Origin of the sequence: Pseudidiomarina marina (assembly GCF_003987045.1) — a bacterium.
GTDB lineage: Bacteria > Pseudomonadota > Gammaproteobacteria > Enterobacterales > Alteromonadaceae > Pseudidiomarina > Pseudidiomarina marina.
This window is the reverse complement of sequence record NZ_PIPZ01000002.1, coordinates 304,499-324,055: the sequence shown is the minus strand read 5'-3', so window position 1 is coordinate 324,055 and position 19,557 is coordinate 304,499. Positions and strand designations below refer to the sequence as shown.

20 protein-coding genes are annotated in these 19,557 nt (G+C 47.5%); 4 read left to right on the top strand and 16 right to left on the bottom strand.

What is annotated here, in order from left to right:
* Nucleotides 1–3 precede the first annotated feature (3 nt).
* Together CWI76_RS07170 and CWI76_RS07165 are read right to left on the bottom strand one after the other, a co-directional pair.
* Nucleotides 4–546 (bottom strand): hypothetical protein, encoded by a 543-nt coding sequence (locus tag CWI76_RS07170; protein ID WP_126759659.1) that lies wholly within the window; start codon nucleotides 544–546, stop codon nucleotides 4–6.
* A gap of 2 nt (nucleotides 547–548) precedes the next feature.
* Nucleotides 549–1,274: an SURF1 family protein gene (locus CWI76_RS07165; RefSeq protein ID WP_126759658.1), complete on the bottom strand. Its 726-nt coding sequence runs from the start codon at nucleotides 1,272–1,274 to the stop codon at nucleotides 549–551.
* A 38-nt stretch (nucleotides 1,275–1,312) separates the two neighbouring features.
* On the opposite strand from CWI76_RS07165, the gene CWI76_RS07160 reads away from it, so the two are divergent.
* Entirely contained in the window at nucleotides 1,313–1,528 is a 216-nt protein-coding gene (locus tag CWI76_RS07160; RefSeq protein ID WP_126759657.1) for a DUF2909 domain-containing protein, read from the top strand.
* 44 nt (nucleotides 1,529–1,572) lie between these two features.
* Here the strand turns inward: CWI76_RS07160 and CWI76_RS07155 are convergent, their stop codons facing one another.
* The 6 genes from CWI76_RS07155 to lexA form a co-directional block, all read right to left on the bottom strand.
* The gene (locus tag CWI76_RS07155; RefSeq protein ID WP_126759656.1) at nucleotides 1,573–2,454 is read right to left on the bottom strand and encodes a cytochrome c oxidase subunit 3; all 882 of its coding nucleotides are present in this window, start codon (nucleotides 2,452–2,454) and stop codon (nucleotides 1,573–1,575) included.
* Between the two features lie 11 nt (nucleotides 2,455–2,465).
* Nucleotides 2,466–3,068 (bottom strand): cytochrome c oxidase assembly protein, encoded by a 603-nt coding sequence (locus CWI76_RS07150; protein ID WP_126759655.1) that lies wholly within the window; start codon nucleotides 3,066–3,068, stop codon nucleotides 2,466–2,468.
* Nucleotides 3,069–3,070: 2 nt separating this feature from the next.
* Complete coding sequence (gene ctaD / locus CWI76_RS07145; protein WP_126759654.1) at nucleotides 3,071–4,657, bottom strand: cytochrome c oxidase subunit I; 1,587 nt, start codon at nucleotides 4,655–4,657, stop codon at nucleotides 3,071–3,073.
* 12 nt (nucleotides 4,658–4,669) lie between these two features.
* Nucleotides 4,670–5,791: a cytochrome c oxidase subunit II gene (coxB, locus tag CWI76_RS07140; RefSeq protein ID WP_126759653.1), complete on the bottom strand. Its 1,122-nt coding sequence runs from the start codon at nucleotides 5,789–5,791 to the stop codon at nucleotides 4,670–4,672.
* 299 nt (nucleotides 5,792–6,090) lie between these two features.
* Nucleotides 6,091–6,504: a hypothetical protein gene (locus CWI76_RS07135; protein WP_126759652.1), complete on the bottom strand. Its 414-nt coding sequence runs from the start codon at nucleotides 6,502–6,504 to the stop codon at nucleotides 6,091–6,093.
* Nucleotides 6,501–7,121: a transcriptional repressor LexA gene (gene lexA, locus CWI76_RS07130; protein WP_126759651.1), complete on the bottom strand. Its 621-nt coding sequence runs from the start codon at nucleotides 7,119–7,121 to the stop codon at nucleotides 6,501–6,503. Before lexA ends, CWI76_RS07135 begins: the two co-directional genes overlap by 4 nt.
* A gap of 146 nt (nucleotides 7,122–7,267) precedes the next feature.
* On the opposite strand from lexA, the gene plsB reads away from it, so the two are divergent.
* Nucleotides 7,268–9,715 (top strand): glycerol-3-phosphate 1-O-acyltransferase PlsB, encoded by a 2,448-nt coding sequence (gene plsB, locus CWI76_RS07125; RefSeq protein WP_126759650.1) that lies wholly within the window; start codon nucleotides 7,268–7,270, stop codon nucleotides 9,713–9,715.
* Between the two features lie 35 nt (nucleotides 9,716–9,750).
* Here plsB and ubiA read toward each other — a convergent pair whose 3' ends face one another.
* The 6 genes from ubiA to CWI76_RS07095 are packed head-to-tail and all read right to left on the bottom strand — an operon-like array spanning nucleotide 9,751 to nucleotide 14,689.
* Nucleotides 9,751–10,614, bottom strand: a complete 864-nt coding sequence (ubiA, locus tag CWI76_RS07120; RefSeq protein ID WP_126759649.1) for a 4-hydroxybenzoate octaprenyltransferase — start codon at nucleotides 10,612–10,614, stop codon at nucleotides 9,751–9,753.
* A 1-nt stretch (nucleotide 10,615) separates the two neighbouring features.
* Nucleotides 10,616–11,224, bottom strand: coding sequence for a chorismate--pyruvate lyase family protein (locus CWI76_RS07115; protein ID WP_126759648.1), 609 nt, complete (start codon nucleotides 11,222–11,224; stop codon nucleotides 10,616–10,618).
* Nucleotides 11,225–11,230: 6 nt separating this feature from the next.
* The gene (locus CWI76_RS07110; RefSeq protein ID WP_126759647.1) at nucleotides 11,231–12,091 is read right to left on the bottom strand and encodes a rhomboid family intramembrane serine protease; all 861 of its coding nucleotides are present in this window, start codon (nucleotides 12,089–12,091) and stop codon (nucleotides 11,231–11,233) included.
* Nucleotides 12,092–12,415 carry a thiosulfate sulfurtransferase GlpE gene (gene glpE, locus CWI76_RS07105; protein ID WP_126759646.1) on the bottom strand — a complete coding sequence of 108 codons (324 nt, stop codon included), beginning with the start codon at nucleotides 12,413–12,415 and terminating at the stop codon, nucleotides 12,092–12,094. It lies immediately after the preceding gene.
* A gap of 23 nt (nucleotides 12,416–12,438) precedes the next feature.
* Nucleotides 12,439–13,464, bottom strand: a complete 1,026-nt coding sequence (tdh, locus tag CWI76_RS07100) for an L-threonine 3-dehydrogenase (protein ID WP_126759645.1) — start codon at nucleotides 13,462–13,464, stop codon at nucleotides 12,439–12,441.
* 31 nt (nucleotides 13,465–13,495) lie between these two features.
* A complete protein-coding gene (locus CWI76_RS07095; protein ID WP_126759644.1) occupies nucleotides 13,496–14,689 on the bottom strand; it encodes a glycine C-acetyltransferase in 1,194 nt (397 codons plus the stop codon).
* 139 nt (nucleotides 14,690–14,828) lie between these two features.
* Here CWI76_RS07095 and coaD point away from each other — a divergent pair, with 139 nt between their 5' ends.
* A complete protein-coding gene (gene coaD, locus CWI76_RS07090; RefSeq protein WP_126759643.1) occupies nucleotides 14,829–15,317 on the top strand; it encodes a pantetheine-phosphate adenylyltransferase in 489 nt (162 codons plus the stop codon).
* Nucleotides 15,318–15,325: 8 nt separating this feature from the next.
* Here the strand turns inward: coaD and CWI76_RS07085 are convergent, their stop codons facing one another.
* Complete coding sequence (locus tag CWI76_RS07085) at nucleotides 15,326–16,651, bottom strand: sodium-dependent transporter (protein ID WP_126759642.1); 1,326 nt, start codon at nucleotides 16,649–16,651, stop codon at nucleotides 15,326–15,328.
* Nucleotides 16,652–16,799: 148 nt separating this feature from the next.
* Here CWI76_RS07085 and pckA point away from each other — a divergent pair, with 148 nt between their 5' ends.
* Complete coding sequence (gene pckA, locus CWI76_RS07080; RefSeq protein ID WP_126759641.1) at nucleotides 16,800–18,401, top strand: phosphoenolpyruvate carboxykinase (ATP); 1,602 nt, start codon at nucleotides 16,800–16,802, stop codon at nucleotides 18,399–18,401.
* Between the two features lie 47 nt (nucleotides 18,402–18,448).
* Here the strand turns inward: pckA and CWI76_RS07075 are convergent, their stop codons facing one another.
* Nucleotides 18,449–19,555 carry a GGDEF domain-containing protein gene (locus CWI76_RS07075; RefSeq protein ID WP_126759640.1) on the bottom strand — a complete coding sequence of 369 codons (1,107 nt, stop codon included), beginning with the start codon at nucleotides 19,553–19,555 and terminating at the stop codon, nucleotides 18,449–18,451.
* Nucleotides 19,556–19,557 lie beyond the last annotated feature (2 nt).

The following is a 19,557-nucleotide window of genomic DNA, read 5'->3' as shown; positions in this document are numbered from 1 at the left end:
GCTCTAACCTACCTTTGAGAGTTTCAACAATGTGCGAAGATCGGCGAGTAGATTCTTCGCTTCCGCCCGCATTGCTTCTTCGTCAGCATGCGTTGGGTAATGCAACACCACATTACCAAGCGGGTCGATAATGAAGAGGTTATGAGCAGGTAATTGGGTTACAGCAAGTTCTAAATCGCCATTTTCGATATGTTTTACAAGTGGTACGTTGGTTAAATCGAGCGTGGTACCGGTAGCGGTAATAAGAATCGGGTTAACGCGGTCGGTCTCTTTGCCAAGGGCGACATCTAATTGATTCATGGCATATAACCCTTGCATGCATGCGTCGCTGCAATTTCCATCATCAACTAGGGCTACACGCCATCCTTCAGGTAGTACTGAGTTTAAATCGCCAAGCTCAATCGGTGGCACTAACATGGTGCCCTTGTTTGTCACTGCGCCTTGATACCAATTTTGATCAAGAACGAGTTTTGCGCCAATGACAGGAATTAAAAATGCGAGTACGACACCAATTAGCGTTGCTCGCGATCGTTTTACGTTCGTCATGGTCATTCCTCTGTTGTTATTTTTTTGGAACGGCTGGCAAACCAAAATACCAATAAACATGCGAGCGCTAGCGAAAACCATTGCATTGCGTAGGCTCGATGTTTTGAAGGTGTCATGACTTGCGGTTGCCATTGGCGTGGCCACCCAAACTCAGCAGTTTCTGAGAGTAGCACCACATAGGGCTCAATGGGAAGTTGTGTTGCTTCGCTTATTGCCTTGGCGTCCAGTTGGGTAACACGAACCGGCCAGCGATTGGCTTCAACATAGGTTTCTCCCGCCCCCCATACTTCGGTTAGCTCTGGCTTATAGAATAGTCCGTCGACGGTTACTTTACCTTGAGGGAGTGCTACCTGCGGCAGTTGCTGTCGGTCTTGCCCCCAAGGCACCCAGCCCATGTTTACCATCACAATGCCGCTGCGACCGGCTGGGAATTCAACGTCAAGGAGGCCAATAACCTGGTAGCCCGCCTGGCCTTCCAATATTTGATTATCAAGTAGTAAGTAGTTTTCTAAAAATGTACCTGCGACGGACACTTCAGCATAGCGGACGATATCATTGAACGGTTCATCTGAATGATTCAGGTCTATCGGAGTGGATTGCCGAGCTTCGTAGTCGGCGAAGAGTTGTTCTTTTTCATTGGCGCGGTCAAGTTGCCAGAATCCAAGCTTGACCAAAATTGTAATTGCCAGCACAGTGAGCACTGTCGCAATGAGTTTACTTTTACGCATGGTAAACCCTGCCCACAATTACTCGATAGGAAGCTGTGATGGTCATTACTGCAAAAATCATATTGGTACTACTCATGTTATTTATGGTCGTTAATTTGTTTCGTGCATTATTTGCAATGCTGCGTAACGACCCGACCAAACCATCAATGACAAAGTACTTGGGACAACGTGTGCTGTTTTCAGCTATTGCCATTGTGGTGATCGTGATACTGCTGGCTTCCGGTGTACTGGTGCCAAATCCGCGGCCGTACTGACGTTTTACGCCAGTACGGCGTTAGTTACTACAATTCGTTTTACGTTATAAAACGTACACAAAGATAAACAAGCAAACCCATACCACATCAACAAAGTGCCAGTACCAGCTCGTTGCTTGGAAAGCAAAGTGATTGTCTGGCGTGAAGTGGCCTTTGATAACACGTAGGAACATGATGATTAGCATCAAGGTACCGAGGGTAACGTGCATACCGTGGAATCCGGTGAGCATGTAGAAAGTGTTACCGTAAATGCCTGAATCGAGCGTCAAACCAAGTTCTTCATACGCGTGCACGTACTCTGCACCTTGTAAGTACAGGAAGATACAGCCGAGAATAATGGTGATACCGAGCCAAACGGTGAGTTGTTTCCGGTTATTCTTCTCGAGGCCTACGTGAGCAAAATGACAGGTAACACTCGAGACAATCAGAATAATGGTGTTGTAGAGTGGTAAGCCCATCCAACCCATTGCACCTGACTCGGTGCCGCCTGGCGTTTGTGTCAGTGGCCAATGTGCTTCAAAACCAGGCCACAGCACTTCGTTTGTCATGGCATTGTTACTCGCGCCGCCAAGCCATTCAACAGCAATAACGCGGGCATAGAACAAGGCGCCAAAAAACGCAGCGAAGAACATAATTTCCGAGAAGATAAACCAGCTCATACCTTGACGGTACGAATGGCCGAGTTGATTGCTGTATAAGCCAGACATTGACTCATTGATTTGATCGCGAAACCAACCAAATAACATCACAATCATTACGGCAATGCCGCCAAAAAGAACGTTTGAGCCCCAGCCGTCGGCGGCTTCATTTTTCATGTCAATAACGGTGTGGCCTGCACCGAAGGCAATCAAGCCGAGTCCAATTGCACCCACAATAGGCCACGGACTTGAGGCCGGTACATAATATTTTTCGTGTTGTTGTGCCATAAAACGAATCCTCAGTCTGCCGATGTTGCCGCTTCAAACGAAGCAATAACATCCGGTTGAGCATTGGCTGTCATATCGTACATGGTGTATGACAAAGTCAACGTGTGTATGTGTTTAGGAATGTCAGGGTCTAAGTAGAACTGCATTGGCATTTTTGTATCCGCACCGGCAGCAAGTGGCTGTTGGTTAAAGCAAAAGCATTCGGTTTTGTTTAAATACAAACCCGCCTCGCCCGGAGCAACCGATGGAATCGCTTGCGCGACCATATTTTGCCCGGTTGGATTGCGTGCCAAGAAATTCACGACTTTCGTTTCGCCCGGATGGACACGAACTGACTTTACTTCCGGTTCGAAACCCCACGGCATTCCTTTGTTAACCCGAGTTATAAATTGCACATTAATGGTGCGCGAGGTGTCGACACTACGTGTATTCGCGGCGGCTTGTTCATTCTTAGTGCGGCCGTTGAATCCAGTAATATCGCAGAACACCTCGTACAGCGGCACCAGTGCAAAGCCGAAACCAAACATGCCGACGACCACAAAGAGCAAGCGTCTTACGACGCGCGCATTGTCTGCGCGCGGTGTTGGGTTTGGTGTTGGGCTATTGGTAGTCATGACTACTTCACCTCAGGTGGTGTTTCAAAGGTGTGGTATGGCGCCGGTGACGGCACTGTCCACTCGAGACCTTCTGCACCTTCCCATGGTTTCGCTGGTGCTTTCTCACCGCCGCGTACACATTTGATAACCACCCAGAGGAATATCAATTGGGATAAACCAAATGCGAAGCCGCCAATACTAACGATCTGGTTAATATCCGCGAATTGCAGTGAGTAGTCAGGGATACGACGTGGCATACCTGCAAGACCAGCAAAGTGCATTGGGAAGAACAGTACGTTGACGGAAATTAGCGAGCACCAGAAGTGCCATTTCGCTAAGGTTTCGTCGTACATGTACCCCGTCCATTTTGGTAACCAGTAGTAAGCTGCCGCCATAATCGAGAAGATTGCACCGCTCACCAATACATAGTGGAAATGTGCCACCACGAAATAGGTGTCGTGATACTGGAAGTCCACTGGAGTAATCGCGAGCATCAAGCCTGAGAAGCCGCCAATGGTGAATAGAATCACGAACGCGAGGGCAAACAACATCGGTGTTTCAAAACTAATTGAACCCCGCCACATGGTGGCAACCCAGTTAAACACCTTCACCCCAGTTGGTACTGAAATCAGCATGGTTGCGTACATGAAGAATATCTCCGCCGCAACTGGCATACCGGTGGTGAACATGTGGTGCGCCCAAACAATGAAACTCAAGCCGGCAATGGCTGCTGTTGCATATACCATCGATGAGTAACCGAACAGTTTCTTACGAGAAAATGCCGGAATAATCGCCGAGATAATACCAAATGACGGTAGAATCATGATGTAAACTTCGGGGTGTCCAAAGAACCAGAAGATATGCTGGAACAACACTGGGTCACCGCCACCGGCCGCATCAAAGAAGCTGGTACCGAAGTATTTGTCAGTGAGCACCATGGTTACCGCGCCGGCAAGCACCGGCATTACCGCAATCAGCAAGAACGCGGTGATAAACCATGTCCACACAAACAGTGGCATCTTCATGTAGGTCATGCCCGGAGCACGCATGTTCATAATGGTAACAATCACGTTAATCGCGCCCATAATGGACGAAATACCCATGATGTGAACCGAGAACACGAACAATGCAGTTGAGTCGCTACTGTAGGTGGTTGATAGTGGTGCGTAGAAAGTCCAACCGAAAGCCGGACCACCGCCTTCCATAAACAACGATGCAAGCAGGATTGCAAACGCAAATGGCAGAATCCAGAAGCTCCAGTTGTTCATCCGCGGCAATGCCATATCTGGGGCACCAATCATCATTGGAACCATCCAGTTAGCAAGGCCAGTGAAAGCCGGCATAACCGCACCAAACACCATAATCAGACCGTGAACGGTTGTCATTTGGTTAAAGAAGTGCGGGTCTACAAGTTGTAGGCCTGGTTGGAATAACTCGGCGCGAATAACCATCGCCATGGAGCCGCCAACCAAAAACATGATGAAACTGAACCATAAGTACATTGAGCCAATGTCTTTATGGTTCGTCGTGAATAGCCAACGGGTAATACCCGATGGCGCGTGGTGGTGATGATCGTGGTGATCCATCTCGCCAGCAACTGTGCTCATATCGGGTCTCCCTTAATTATTCAAATAGTCATTAACGTCAGCGGCCTGAATCAGGTCGCCGGTATCATTGCCCCAAGCGTTGCGCTCGTAGGTAATAACTGCCGCTAATTCACGCAGGCTCAACTGATTGCCGAATGCCTGCATAGCCGTACCAGCTTTACCGTTTACAACAATGTCGATGTGACCAGCTTTATCATTCATCACCATTTCGGTGCCTTTGAGGCTTGGGAATACACCTGGGATACCTTCACCATTTGCCTGGTGACAGGCAGCGCAGCTACCAAGATAAATGCGTTCGCCGAGTTCCATGAGTTCTTCTTTACTCATCGACATAGATAGTAGACGTTGTTCTTCTTCTTTCTCGGCTTTAGCAATGGCTTCTTGTTCGCTTATCCACGCTTCATACTCAGCTGGTTCTTTTGCAATAACCACAACTGGCATAAAGCCGTGATCTTTACCGCAAAGTTCAGCGCACTGACCCCGATAGATGCCCGGCTTGTCAACTTTAGTCCAAGCTTCGTTGATAAAGCCTGGGTTAGCGTCTTTTTTCACAGCAAAATCCGGTACCCACCACGAGTGGATAACGTCATCTGAGGTAACTAAGAAGCGAACTTTCGTATCGGTTGGGATAACCAGTGGGCGGTCGACTTCAAGCAAATAGTTTTCGCCTTTGTCGAGACGATTGTTGATTTGATCTTGGCGAGTAGCAAGCAAACTGAAAAATTCGACATCTCGGTCGAAATATTTGTAATGCCACTTCCACTGTGAACCTGTCACCAATACAGTCACTTCAGCCTCAGACGCGTCTTCCATAGCAAAAAGTGTCTTAGTAGCTGGAATGGCCATACCGACCAGAATCAAAAATGGGATAACGGTCCACAGAATCTCAACTTTTACGTTTTCATGGAACGTAGCTGGTTTGTGGCCTTTCGATTTGCGGTGCAAGATCATTGACACGAACATGGCACCGAAAACGATGACACCTATCACACAGCAAATGTAAAAAATTGTCATGTGCAGGTCGTAAACGCGTTGACTGATCTCGGTAACACCTTGAGTCAGGTTCAACTGCGATTGCGCACTAGCAGCAAGTGGAATACTTGCCAATAGCGCAGTGATGAGTCTAGTACTCACGCGACATCTCCTCTCATTCTTCCGACGTGGATTTCCCACGAATACACCGAAGTGCGAGCCTGAAGAACAACGAGGTGAGTAGAAAAAGGAACAGCATTTCAAAAGAAAAATCGCTTTCCCCACTAACCCTTTGTTGTTATGTATCAATATTTATAGTTGTTTATTGTGTTAGCAGTTAATGCACATTCAAAATACCATTTTCTGGTGAAAAAGAAACCGCCATTTCGAATAATTTTTACATTCAACTATAAAAAAAGGGCTGCACTGCAGCCCTCAACTGACAACCTTCACAAGCAGGATTAGTGGAGTGGGGGAAGTGAAGGTAAATCATTAAACACAAAACTGTGGGTTTGGCTGACTTTGCTCGCCATTTTTAGGCGTTGCTGCATGCGTGGTGACATGTCGCCCAACCAGCTAAGAACAATACTACTTGTACTTGCAAGCAAGGCTTGTTCAGTTGCCCATTCACGCTCATCTTGATTACGACCATGCACCCAACGAATACGCGTGCGGCTTATACCCGCGGCAACAAGCTGCTCAATAATCTCGCGACGCCCACCAATGACAGTAATCCACTGGTGTGTGCGCAGCGATAACGCATGTAAACGAGGTAACAGGCTTTCTAAATCGGTTTGAATAGCCGAGAATTCAGGTGCTGCAGACCAAATATCAAAACCTGAGTCATTAAACTGATTGCCAAATTGATTTCTCATAACCATGCTCCATTGCGGATCACACCAACAGCTAAGCCTTCAATAGTGAAGTACTGATGTGTGAGATCGACTTGAATAGGTGAAAACTCTTCATTTTCAGGATGCAGTAAAATAATGTTGCCGCGACGCTCAAACCGTTTCACAGTGACGTCGTCTTCTACGCGGGCAACAATAATTTGCCCATTACGTGCTTCATGTGTTTTGTGCACAGCGAGCAAATCACCGTCTAAAATACCGATATCTTTCATACTCATACCGTTAACGCGTAATAAGAAATCTGCGTGCGGCTTAAATAGGTTTTGATCGACCTGATAATGGCTTTCAATGTGTTCTTGCGCCAAAATAGGCTCACCGGCAGCAACCTGACCGATTAACGGTAAACCTTCAGGAACTTCTTCCTCTTCGATACCGACTAAGCGAATACCACGAGACATGCCCGGCATCATCTCAATCACGCCTTTTTTGGCTAAAGCTTTTAAATGCTCTTCGGCTGCATTCGCTGACTTAAAGCCAAGACGATGAGCTATCTCAGCGCGAGTTGGTGGCATACCCGTCGCATCAATATTGTCTTTGATGAGATCAAGAATTTGCTGTTGTCGAGGCGTTAATGGTCGCATATGAATACCTGTTTATCTATACAGTAATACTGTGAGTATATACAGGTGTTTTGGTTTCGCAACTTTTTTGTGCAAATTTTTTTCGTTCAGACAAATTAAAGCAACAGTGGTATGCTTTATACGTCTGTATTTTGTGGGGATATTGCATGAGTCTGAAAGGCTTTTGGCGCGCTTTAATGTTCTGGCCAGTACGCTGGTTAACGCGCTTTGAAACAATTCTAGATGACGCGACGGCGCAGATTGTTGGCGATAACAATGTGGTTTACGTAATGCGTTCAACGTCAAACACCGACATGCTTGTGGCGCAGCGTGCGTTAAGAAGTGCGGGGTTACCTGACCCAACGGAAGATCTCATGATCAATGGGCAGCAACTCGCTCGTGTCATGTATCTTGATCAAACCGATCATGGTTCTGCCGAGAAGGCCATCGAGGATTTTGAAAAGCTCATTTCTGCACATCAAAAAGACCAACAATTGAATGTCAAAGTTGTTCCTATCGGCCTGTTTTGGGGGCGTAAGCCTGGCCAAGAAGCTCGTCAAGGGCACACCATGGTTGCTGACATTGACAACCCAGGTCACTGGCGTAAGTTTTGGCTGACGATGTTTTCCGGTCGTCATATTCTGATTCGGGCGAGTTCACCAGTACACCTTCGCGAAATGGCCGAGCAACGCGGCTCAACCCAGCGTTTGGCGCATAAATTAGCGCGCGTGGCCCGGGTGCATTTTGTGCGCTTACGCCATGCTGTGGCGGGACCGAAGATGACCGAGCGTGCCGTGGTCATTCAGGATTTACTTGATACCCCAGCACTGAAGCAAGCGATTGCCGATGAAGCTCGCAGCAAAAAAGTATCGGAGCAGCAAGCACGGAAGACGGCTGAAAAGTACCTGCATGAAATTGCCGCAAACTACAGCGATACATTAGTTCGCTTGCTCGATCGCTTCATGACTTGGTGTTGGAGTCGAATTTACAACGGTATCCATATTGAAGGGGGTGAACGCATTCGCGAGCTTGCTGAAGCAGGCCACGAAATTGTGTATGTGCCGTGTCACCGCTCGCACATGGATTATCTGTTATTGAGTTATGTTATCTATAAAGAAGGTTTGGTACCGCCGCACATTGCAGCCGGTGTGAACTTAGATTTCTTCCCGGCCGGGCCAATTTTCCGCCGTGGTGGCGCATTCTTTATCCGTCGTAGTTTCCGTGGCAACAAACTGTATTCCACCGTATTTCGTGAATATTTAAACCGATTATTCCAAAAAGGTTATCCTGTTGAATACTTTACCGAAGGTGGGCGCAGTCGCACTGGGCGCTTGTTGCCACCGAAAACCGGTATGGTGGCGATGACTGTGCAAGGCATGTTACGCGGCCAGCAACGTCCTATGTCGTTGGTTCCAGTCTATTTGGGATACGAACATGTAATGGAAGTTGGTACTTACCTCAAAGAGCTTAAAGGTAAGTCGAAAGAGAAAGAGTCGGTATGGCAGGTAATCAGTAGCCTTCGTCATCTGCGTAACTTTGGTCAGGGTTATGTGAGCTTTGGTGAGCCGATTAATCTTGGCGAAGCGCTTGAGAAGTTGCAACCAAACTGGCGTGATTCAATTACAACTGGCGCTGAAGAGCCAGAACGTCCGAAGTGGCTCACGCCAACTGTGAACTTACTTGCGGATCAGATTATGTATCGCATTAATAATTCCGCTGCATTTAACAGCGTCAACTTGTGTGCTCTGGCGATTCTTAGTTCCGAGCATCATGCGTTAACTCGCGAAGAGCTTGTAAGCCAGTTAAATTTGTACACGCGCATTATGCGCGAAGTTCCATATAGCAAAGATGCCTACGTGCCGGAAGAAGATGGTGAACAGCTGTGGCAGCTTGCGAAAAAGCACGACAAGTTTGTTGTAGAAGCGGACGGTATCGGCGAGTTGATTCGTCTGGATGGTTCGACCGCTATAGCGATGACCTACTATCGCAACAACATCATGCACATGATTATTGTGCCGGCGCTATTAGCGGCATTTGCGCTTGGTCATAAGCGTTTCAATGCTGATGCTGCAATCAAATTATTAACCCAGTTGCATCCATTGTTGCAAAACGAATTGTTTATTAGCCATAGCGCTGGAGACATGACGTTATGGGTTAATGCATTACTCGAACAATATGTGCAATGCGGTTTGCTTATTGACGCGGGTGAGGGCACATTCGCCGTCGCCAAGCGTGATTCGCGTGCTTATTCACAATTGGTGCTACTTGCGCGTAGCTCAAGTGAGACAGCGCAGCGTTATGCCATTGTGTTGGAACTGCTGCAACAGGCACAGCCCATTGCGCGAAGCGACCTCGAGCAACACTCGGTACAACTTGCTGAGCGTCTCAGTGCCATTCATGGGGTCAACGCGCCAGAGTTTTTTGATAAGAAGGTGCTTAGTACGTTAATCGGCACGCTTAAATCAGAAGGCTACTTCAGTGTGGTTGATTCTGGTGAGATGATGGCTGACCATCGAGTTGGGGAATTAAGTGATGCCGTGGACTTGTTACTCGAGCCAGCAGTACTTCAAACGATTCGTCAATCGGTGAAACAACTGGTTAACGCTGAGCGTTAACCAGTGTATGTAGAGCTCGATCCTAAAACCAGAAACTAAAACCAATAATGCGCAGCAACAGCGAGGGTTAATACCCAACCCACGTTGTTGTTGTGCAAGAACGCCTGAAAACACCGGCCTGGCTCGCGATACCAAATTAAGTAGTGTTGCCAGACAAACAGCAGCCCAATGATGACAAGCCCTACCCAATAAACCCAATCAAGTAGCAACAAATAGCCCAACCAACCCAATAATGCGAGCGTTATAATTTGTAATAAGGCAATCGCGAATTTATCGTGGCCAGCAAATAAAATCGCTGTGGATTTTACCCCAATTTTTAAGTCGTCTGCCCGGTCTGCCATAGCGTATTCAGTGTCATAAGCTACCGTCCAAGCAATGTTGGCAAAGAACAGAATCCATGCCACTAATGGCAGACCTTGGTCGAGCGCTGTAAACGGCATCAGTACACCAAAGCTAAATGCCACGCCTAATACCACCTGAGGTAATTGCGTAAAGCGTTTGCAAAACGGGTAAAGAGTGGCAACAGCGGCGGCGGCAACGCTCATTAAAACAGTCGCTCGGTTGAATTGCAGAACAATTAGCAATGCGATGATTAACAGCACCCCAAACAGTGCCAGTGCATGCCAAGGCTTCAGCTCGCCGGTAGCTAACGGGCGCAGTTTGGTGCGGCTAACATGGCCATCAATGTGGCGGTCGGCGTAATCATTGATCACACAACCTGCAGAGCGCATCACAAATACACCGAGCATAAATAAAACCACGGTGCGCAGTGGCGGGTTACCTTCACCGGCAATGAGTAACGCGACTAATGTTGGCCAGCCAAGCAGCAAACTACCAATAGGGCGGTCGGCGCGCATTAAACGCCAGCATGCACTAATGAATTGACCAACTTTGACCATGTTAAGCTTCCTCGTCTTGCAGCAATTGCATGAGTTTGGCGGGTACTGAATCGCCGATAAATACTTCGGCAACTAATACTTTCTGACCTGCGGCTTTGAAGCAACTACGACGTCCCCACAAATGTTGCGCTGGATACCCGAGCTGCTGATTGAGTTGACCAATAGGTGACTGTGGCGAAAAATGAGCGACTTCAATTGCGCCACGTTCGAGGTCTGATTGAGCAAATAAGTGTGCGCCGAGCGGCTTATTGCCAAGTTGCCCGAGCTGCAATGCCTGTTCATCTAGCGCACTTTGCGGGAACACACTGCGCGCAAACACCCAAGGCTGCCCATCGCAGCATAACAACACCTCGCGGATGGTGGCGTGTTCGTCATCGCCCAGCCATTTGGCTTCATCAGGGCGAATGCTGCCCGATTGTTGGCCAAGTACCTTCACTTCAAAGCTGTCGCAGTGGCGTTTTAATTTCGCCGTGAGTGAATCAGGATCAAGAAGCCAAGCTTGAATAAGTGAACTGTCAGGTAGAACCGTTTCATTTGCCAACGCCCAGTCAGCTTGCTGATGCGCACGGATAATCGGAAACTCAAGTTGTGCTAACACTGCGCTTTTCATAAGTTGCTATTGGGAGTCTTCTTTGCGGCCAGAATTCTGACCATAAAGCGTAAGCGCACGAATGCCTGCACCTACTAGGAGTCCAGATATGAGTCCGGCGGTATGCGCGGTGTTGGCAATGTTGACCCAAAGTAGCCCGGTATATCCAATAACCAACCAAACCAACATAAAGATAATGAGGCCATTCGGTAAGAACAATGGGTGTCGCGGATTTTGCCAGCCTACCACTGTGGCAATACCAAATAACCCGTAGACCACTCCAGATAAGCCGCCAAAATAAGGGCCACTCTCAATGAACTGTGAGGTGTTAGAGGCTAGAGCGCAAAACAGAAAAGCGAGAATTAGCCATTTACTGCCGTAGTAGCGCTCGAAACGACCGCCGAGATACCACCACCAGAACACATTAAACACAATGTGCAACACGCTAAAGTGCAACAGTGCTGGGGTGAAGAAACGCCAAGGTTGCGCCCATGGCATCGCTTCAAAGCTGTCAGGGTTAAACAAAAATGCGCCGAGAATTGACTCGGCAAGCGGTGTTAACAAACCGATAAAGGTAAGAATAACAACAACGGCGTAACCTGCGGTAAACCAACCGGCCTGTTGCAAAAGCTGCTGCAAGAAACTTTGTGGCCGCTGTGCTTGAGGTTCGCTTTGAATGTCTTCGAGAACTTCAGCTGTGGCAAGCTCTGGATTCTCTTTAAATGCTTGAATGAGCGATTTGGCATGAGCTTGATAGCTCGATACTGTTAACCAAAGCTCTAATTCATCACCATGCTCACTGACCGTCACCGGTACATTATGGCGTTGCAAGTATGCGTACAACAATGCCATTTCGTCGGCGTTTCGTGTGGTCAGTAATTTTTTCATTTAGCTACGCTCCACCGCCTCAGGGAATGCTTGCGCCCAAGCCGTCATGCCGCCGTCGAGACTACTGACGACTTCGACGCCTTGATGGGCAAGATATTGCGCGGCCCCTTGGCTGCTGTTGCCGTGGTAACAGACGACAACAACCTGGTCATTGTCGTCTAATTCGCTAAGAAATTGCTGAACATTGGCGTCGGTTAATCGCATAGAACCAGGAATATGCGCAGCCACGTAGGAGCGCTCATCGCGTATATCCACAAAGCGCGCTTGCTTGGATTCCCATAACTCGTGCGCTTTGAGGGTATTAATACGTTTAAAATCAGCCATGTTCTATTCCTTGATTGAGGGCCTTAACTCCAGTCTAAAACAACTTTACCAGATTGGCCTGAGGTCATGATATCAAAGCCTTTTTGGAAGTCGTCCACTGGCATACTGTGCGTCAAAATTGGCGATAGGTCGAGTCCCGATTGTAATAAGCTCGCCATTTTGTACCAAGTTTCAAACATTTCGCGGCCATAAATACCTTTGATCACAAGCCCTTTGAAAATGACTTGGTTCCAATCAATGGCAACGCTGGTTGGCGGAATACCGAGCATGGCGATTTTGCCACCATGATTCATGGTTTCGAGCATTTGCGCAAACGCAGAAGGAACGCCGGACATCTCAAGGCCGACATCGAAGCCTTCCTTCATGCCGAGCTCTTTCATTACATCTTTTAAGTTCTCTTTGCTCACATCAACCGCACGGGTGGCGCCCATTTTCTTCGCTAAATCTAAGCGGTAATCGTTCACATCGGTAATGACGACATGACGGGCGCCAACGTGACGGGCGACCGCTGCCGCCATGATTCCAATTGGACCAGCGCCAGTAATTAAGACATCTTCACCAACCAAATCAAATGCTAAAGCGGTGTGTACAGCATTACCGAATGGGTCAAAAATGGCTGCTAAATCATCGCTAATATCGTCGGGTAATTTGAATGCGTTTTCCGCAGGAATTACTAAGTATTCAGCAAATGCGCCAGGACGATTAACGCCAACGCCAACTGTGTTGCGGCAGAGATGACGACGGCCAGCACGGCAATTGCGGCAATGACCGCAGGTGATATGACCTTCGCCAGATACGCGATCGCCTTTGGTAAAACCACGAACGCCTTCACCCATGGCTTCTACCACGCCGACATATTCATGACCCACGACCATCGGTACAGGAATTGTCTTCTGTGACCACTCATCCCATTTATAGATGTGCACATCGGTGCCACATATTGCGGTTTTCTTGATGCGGATGAGCAAATCATTGTAGCCGTATTCAGGCGTCTCAACGTCGGTCATCCAGATACCTGGTTCAGCGTGCAATTTTGCCAATGCTTTCATAAATCGTTCCCTTCAGTCTTCTAAAAGACGATTAAATAATGCCGAGATCTTTACCAATGCGCGTGAAAGCGTCAATGGCGCGATCGAGTTGCTCACGGGTGTGTGCGGCAGACATTTGCGTGCGAATTCGTGCTTTGCCGCGCGGCACCACTGGGAATGAGAATCCCACAACATAAATACCTTCTTGCAACATGCGATCAGCCATCTCAGAAGCGAGGCGCGCATCACCAATCATCACTGGAATAATCGCGTGATCAGCGCCACTCAAGGTGAAACCAGCTTTGGTCATTTCGCTGCGGAAGTAATTCGCGTTATCCCAAAGTTTTTGACGAAGGTCGTGACCATTTTCAAGCATTTCGAGTACGCGAATAGAGGCTTGAACAATGGCTGGTGCCACTGAGTTTGAGAATAAGTACGGGCGTGAACGCTGACGTAACCAGTCAATCACAGGCTTTTTACCCGATGTATAACCACCAGATGCACCACCCAGCGCTTTACCGAGGGTTCCAGTAATGATATCGACACGCCCCATGACATTGCAGTATTCGTGCGTACCTTTACCGTTTTCGCCCAAGAAACCAGTCGCGTGACAATCGTCCATCATCACCAATGCGCCGTATTCGTCCGCTAAATCGCAGATGCCGTTTAGGTTTGCAATTACGCCATCCATGGAGAATACACCATCAGTGGCGATAAGGATGTTGCGAGCGCCATCAGCTTTGGCTTGCTTTAATTGCGCTTCCAAATCAGCCATATCGTTGTTTTTATAACGATAGCGCTTGGCTTTGCTCAAACGAATGCCGTCGATAATTGATGCGTGGTTCAGTTCGTCACTGATGATGGCGTCTTCTGGGCCCATCAGTGTCTCGAATAAACCGCCATTCGCATCGAAACATGACGAGTATAAAATTGTGTCTTCGGTACCTAAAAACGCGCTGAGTTTCGCTTCGAGTGTTTTATGAATATCTTGCGTACCGCAAATAAAACGAACCGAGGCGGTGCCAAAGCCGTGCTCATCAAGACCTTGTTTCGCCGCTTTGATGAGCTCAGAATTATTGGCCAAACCTAAATAATTGTTGGCACAAAAGTTCAATACCGATTCGCCGTTGCCTACTTCAATTTCAGCATCTTGATCACCAAGAATAATGCGTTCGCTTTTGTATAAACCTTCGTTCTTTAGCTCTTCTAACTGCGTTTCAAGCTGTTGATAAAAATCTTGCTTCATGTAATTCTCCGTGCTTCGGACCTGACGGGTGAACTTAAGTGAGGACATGAGTGTTCTGACTTAAGCTGTTACGATTAAGCATAGTTTACCCGATCAGCGGGGGGCTGCGCATCCTCATTTCATCAGCTGGAGAAATTTCATGCACAAACGCGCCATTTATCCTGGAACCTTTGATCCTATTACCAATGGTCATGCCGATTTAATTGAGCGGGCATCGAATTTGTTCAGTGAAATTATTGTGGGTGTGGCAAATAGCCCAAGCAAGAAGCCAATGTTTACCCTCGACGAGCGGGTTGAACTGGTGCGTGAAGTGACTGCTGAATTACCCAATGTCACGGTTGTTGGATTTAGCGGTTTGTTGGTTGATTTTGCAAAAGAGCAGGGCGCAACGGTATTGATCCGCGGCTTACGTGCTGTGTCCGATTTTGAGTATGAATTTCAGTTGGCAAACATGAATCGCCGTTTGTTTCCGGGCTTAGAAAGCGTGTTTTTAACGCCGGCTGAAGAAAATTCGTTTATTTCCTCAACACTGGTGAAAGAAGTCGCTATTCACCACGGTGACGTGCGTCAATTTACCGACGCACGGGTTGCAGAAGCTTTGGAAAATAAAATCAAATCGCGCAAGTAAGTTTCTACTTACAGCGCAACATCCACAAACACCCACGCTAACAGAAGCGGACAGAACAAACGTAAATGCCAGAATAATAAGCGGTAGCGCCATGACGTTGCCGCCAACTCGCGTACCCGGTTACTGCGCTGCCAAAACCAACCCAGCACAATAAAGTAAAACAAGCCAGAAAGTGGCAGCTGAAACTGTGTGACATAGGTAACCACCCAGTTAAATAACGGCTCAAACCAAATCACCAACGTACAACCAATCACCGCAATAATTGTGGCAATAATACGTGCAGCCTGGCGGCGATTGAGTGGATGCGTCTCAATGGCATAAGCGATTGGTACTTCGGCGGTCGCAATGGTTGAAGTGAGCGCGGCAATGCTCAGCAACGCGAAAAAGCCAAAACCTAACCAAGCACCGGCATAACCTAACTGGGTGAACAAATCCGGTAGCACTTGGAAAATCAAACGGCCTTCGCCAATCAGTTGTTCACCTTCGGTAACACTCAATCCTTGTGCCATGGCAACATACAATGCCGGTATAATCAGCAGACCCGCCAAGAAAGCCACCATCGTATCCAGTGCGGCGACGCTCCAAGTTAAACGACCGATTCGGGTGTCTTTCTTTAAGTAGCTGCCGTAAATCATCATGCCGCCCAAACCAATCGACAGAGAGAAAAATGCTTGTCCCATGGCGGAAACTAATAGGTCGGCGTTCCACATTGCCGAAAAATCTGGTACCAGATAGGCTCGAAAACCATCAGCAGAGCCGGGTAACGTGCTCATGTAGGCAATTAACCCAACCAATAACACAATCAATAATGGCATTAAGCGTCGCGACCAGCGTTCGATACCTTGTTGCACACCGTTGATGACAATGCCAAAGGTAAGGGCAACGAACACCAGCAACAAAATAATGTCACGCATCGTCGAGGCATCTGCAAACCAAGGGGGCATTGCCGGCAAATGCAGGGCAGTTAATAAAAACGTGAAGCCTTCAGCAAGCATCCAGGCCGCTACCAAATGATAAAAGCTCAGCATTAAAATGGCGCCGATAACGTTTAAGTATCCCATCGTTTTGCCGCTGATTGCCGTCAACGGTTGCGCAGTTGTGCTTAACGAGCTTAGCGCTTTTACAGGATTGGCTTGAGCCGCATGGCCAAGGCTTAACTCGGTATATAACGCCGGTACGGCGAGAACCACCACAACGAGCAAATAGACGATTAAAAATGCGGCGCCACCGTGATTCGCAACTTGACTAGGAAAGCCCCAAATATTACCGAGACCAATAGCTGAGCCTGCTGCGGCAAGAACGAAACCAATACGTGTGTGAAAACTATCGCGCATATTTTAACCATAACTTTTGCGGTAAAAGGCGCCATTCTAGCCTTAAAATGATGACAAAGACTATCAATTTCGCGCGTTTGAAGGTAGAATCGCGCCCCACGTTTACTTTTCAAATTTTGCTCAAACCAGACCCGCAGGAGTCCGTCACATGACTGATCTGGATTTAGGCCGTTATGGCATCACAGACGTCACTGAAATTGTCCACAACCCTTCTTATGAACAGTTGTTCGAAGAAGAAACACGCGCCGATCTTCAAGGTTTTGAAAAAGGTGTTGTCACCGACCTTGGCGCCGTTGCCGTTGATACTGGTATTTTTACGGGTCGTTCGCCAAAGGACAAATACATCGTACGCGACGACACCACGAAAGATACGTTGTGGTGGGCCGATCAAGGCAAAAATGATAATAAAGCGATCACCCCAGAAATTTGGGCCGATCTAAAAGAAACGGTAACAGGCCAGCTTTCTGGCAAGCGTCTGTTTGTTGTTGATACCTATTGCGGAGCGAATGAAGATACGCGCTTAGCAGTTCGCTTTATCACCGAAGTGGCATGGCAAGCCCACTTTGTGAAAAACATGTTTATTCGCCCATCAGCAGAAGAGTTAGAAAACTTCACTCCTGATTTCGTGGTTATGAACGGTGCAAAATGCATTAACCACAAATGGCAAGAACATGGCCTTAACTCTGAAAATTTCGTTGCTTTTAACTTAACTGAGCGCATTCAGTTAATCGGCGGTACTTGGTACGGCGGCGAAATGAAGAAAGGTATGTTCTCAATCATGAACTACTACTTGCCGTTGCAAGGTATTGCGTCAATGCACTGCTCAGCCAACGTTGGCGAAGATGGCGACGTTGCTATTTTCTTCGGTTTATCGGGCACCGGTAAAACAACGTTATCCACCGATCCGAAACGTCAATTGATTGGTGACGATGAGCACGGTTGGGACGATGACGGCGTGTTCAATTTTGAGGGTGGTTGTTATGCGAAAACCATCAACTTGTCGGCCGAAGCAGAACCAGATATCTACAACGCGATCCGTCGCGATGCATTGTTAGAGAATGTGACTGTTCGTGAAGACGGTAGTGTTGATTTCGATGACAACTCAAAAACTGAAAATACCCGCGTGTCATACCCGATTTATCACATCGATAACATCGTGAAGCCAGTTTCTAAAGCGGGTCATGCGCAAAAAGTTATCTTCTTAACGGCTGATGCGTTTGGCGTATTGCCACCTGTTTCGAAACTGACAAAAGAGCAAACTGAGTACTACTTCTTGTCTGGCTTCACTGCGAAACTGGCTGGTACTGAGCGTGGTATTACTGAACCGACGCCAACTTTCTCAAGCTGTTTTGGTGCGGCATTCTTAACGCTGCACCCAACACAATACGCTGAAGTATTGGTGAAGCGCATGGAAGCAGCAGGTGCAGAAGCCTACTTGGTGAATACCGGTTGGAATGGCACTGGCAAACGTATTTCAATTCAAGCCACGCGCGCCATTATTGATTCAATTCTCGATGGCAGCATTGAAGATGCTGAATTTGTTCAATTGCCATACTTCAACTTGGCCATGCCAACGGCGCTTAATGGCGTTCAAGAGCAACACATTTTAGACCCTCGCAACACCTATGCAGATGCCGGTGACTGGGATGTGAAAGCAAAAGATTTGGCACAACGTTTTGTGGCAAACTTCGAAAAGTTCACTGACAACGAAGAAGGTAAAGCACTCGTTGCCGCTGGTCCGCAACTCTAACCATGCGGGTGTGAAATTTGAAAAAGGCAGCTACTTAGCTGCCTTTTTTATTTTCTTGGAATGCGCGTCGTTTTGCCTAGTCGAGTGCAATTACGACCATCATGCTTAGCTTGGTACAAACCATTATCGGCGCGTTGAATAATAGTAATAAGGGTGTCTTCACTACTATATGCAGCACAACCGATACTTACCGTAAGATGCAGCTTTTCATCAGTAAAGCGATGTTCTGCCACAGCAATACGAATTTTTTCAGCTAGCTCGACGGCACCGTCCTCATCGGTATCTGGAGCGATAACTAAAAACTCTTCACCGCCCCAACGCCCGAGAATGTCGCTAGAGCGCACATGACTCAATAGTACTTGGCTCAACTCTTTAAGAACTTGGTCACCGACAATATGACCGTAGCTATCATTCAGGGTTTTAAAGTGGTCCGTATCGAGAATTAACACGGCAAGCTCATGCTGATGGCGTTGCGCTCGGTTGAGCTCTTGCTCTAACACGTCGTCTAAATGCGAGCGGTTATTCAGTTGAGTAAGCGGGTCTGTGGTGGCAAGCACTTCAAGCTCGCTATTACGTCGTGCCAGAAAGTTAAATGCTTCTTCTCGCGATTTTTCGTAATGGCGAGAAATAGTAAGTACCGCAAATAGGGCTAGGGCAATATTAAAAATAGCCGGAATATTTATCGCATAACTTGGCCACTGTGGTGCAAACCAAATAACAAATACGACTAACGCAGCCAAGAAGCTACCACTGACATACAACCCGAGGCGCAAACCAAGTAAAAAGAATGCGAGCAATGGCAACAGACTAAACCAAATAAATGAATAGTTACGGCCTTGTGCTATGACAAAATAAACGGCCATAAACGCAACCAGTATGCCAATGAGCATTCGTGCGCTTCGTTCAATATTTAGGTTTTTGCGCAAATCAATTTGCAATACCACAATTGCGCTAAACATGATGGCATTGGTGAGTGCCATCCATAAATAATCAAATAGAAAGATGTTTAATACGACAAATAAACCGGTGTATAGCTGCAGAATAAATTGAATATTCTGCATGAGCTTTACCCGCCAGTAGCGCAGATCTTCTGGCTGGAAAGGGTGGGGAATAACCCACCACCCTTTCTTAAATAGATCCTTAAGACCTGACACAA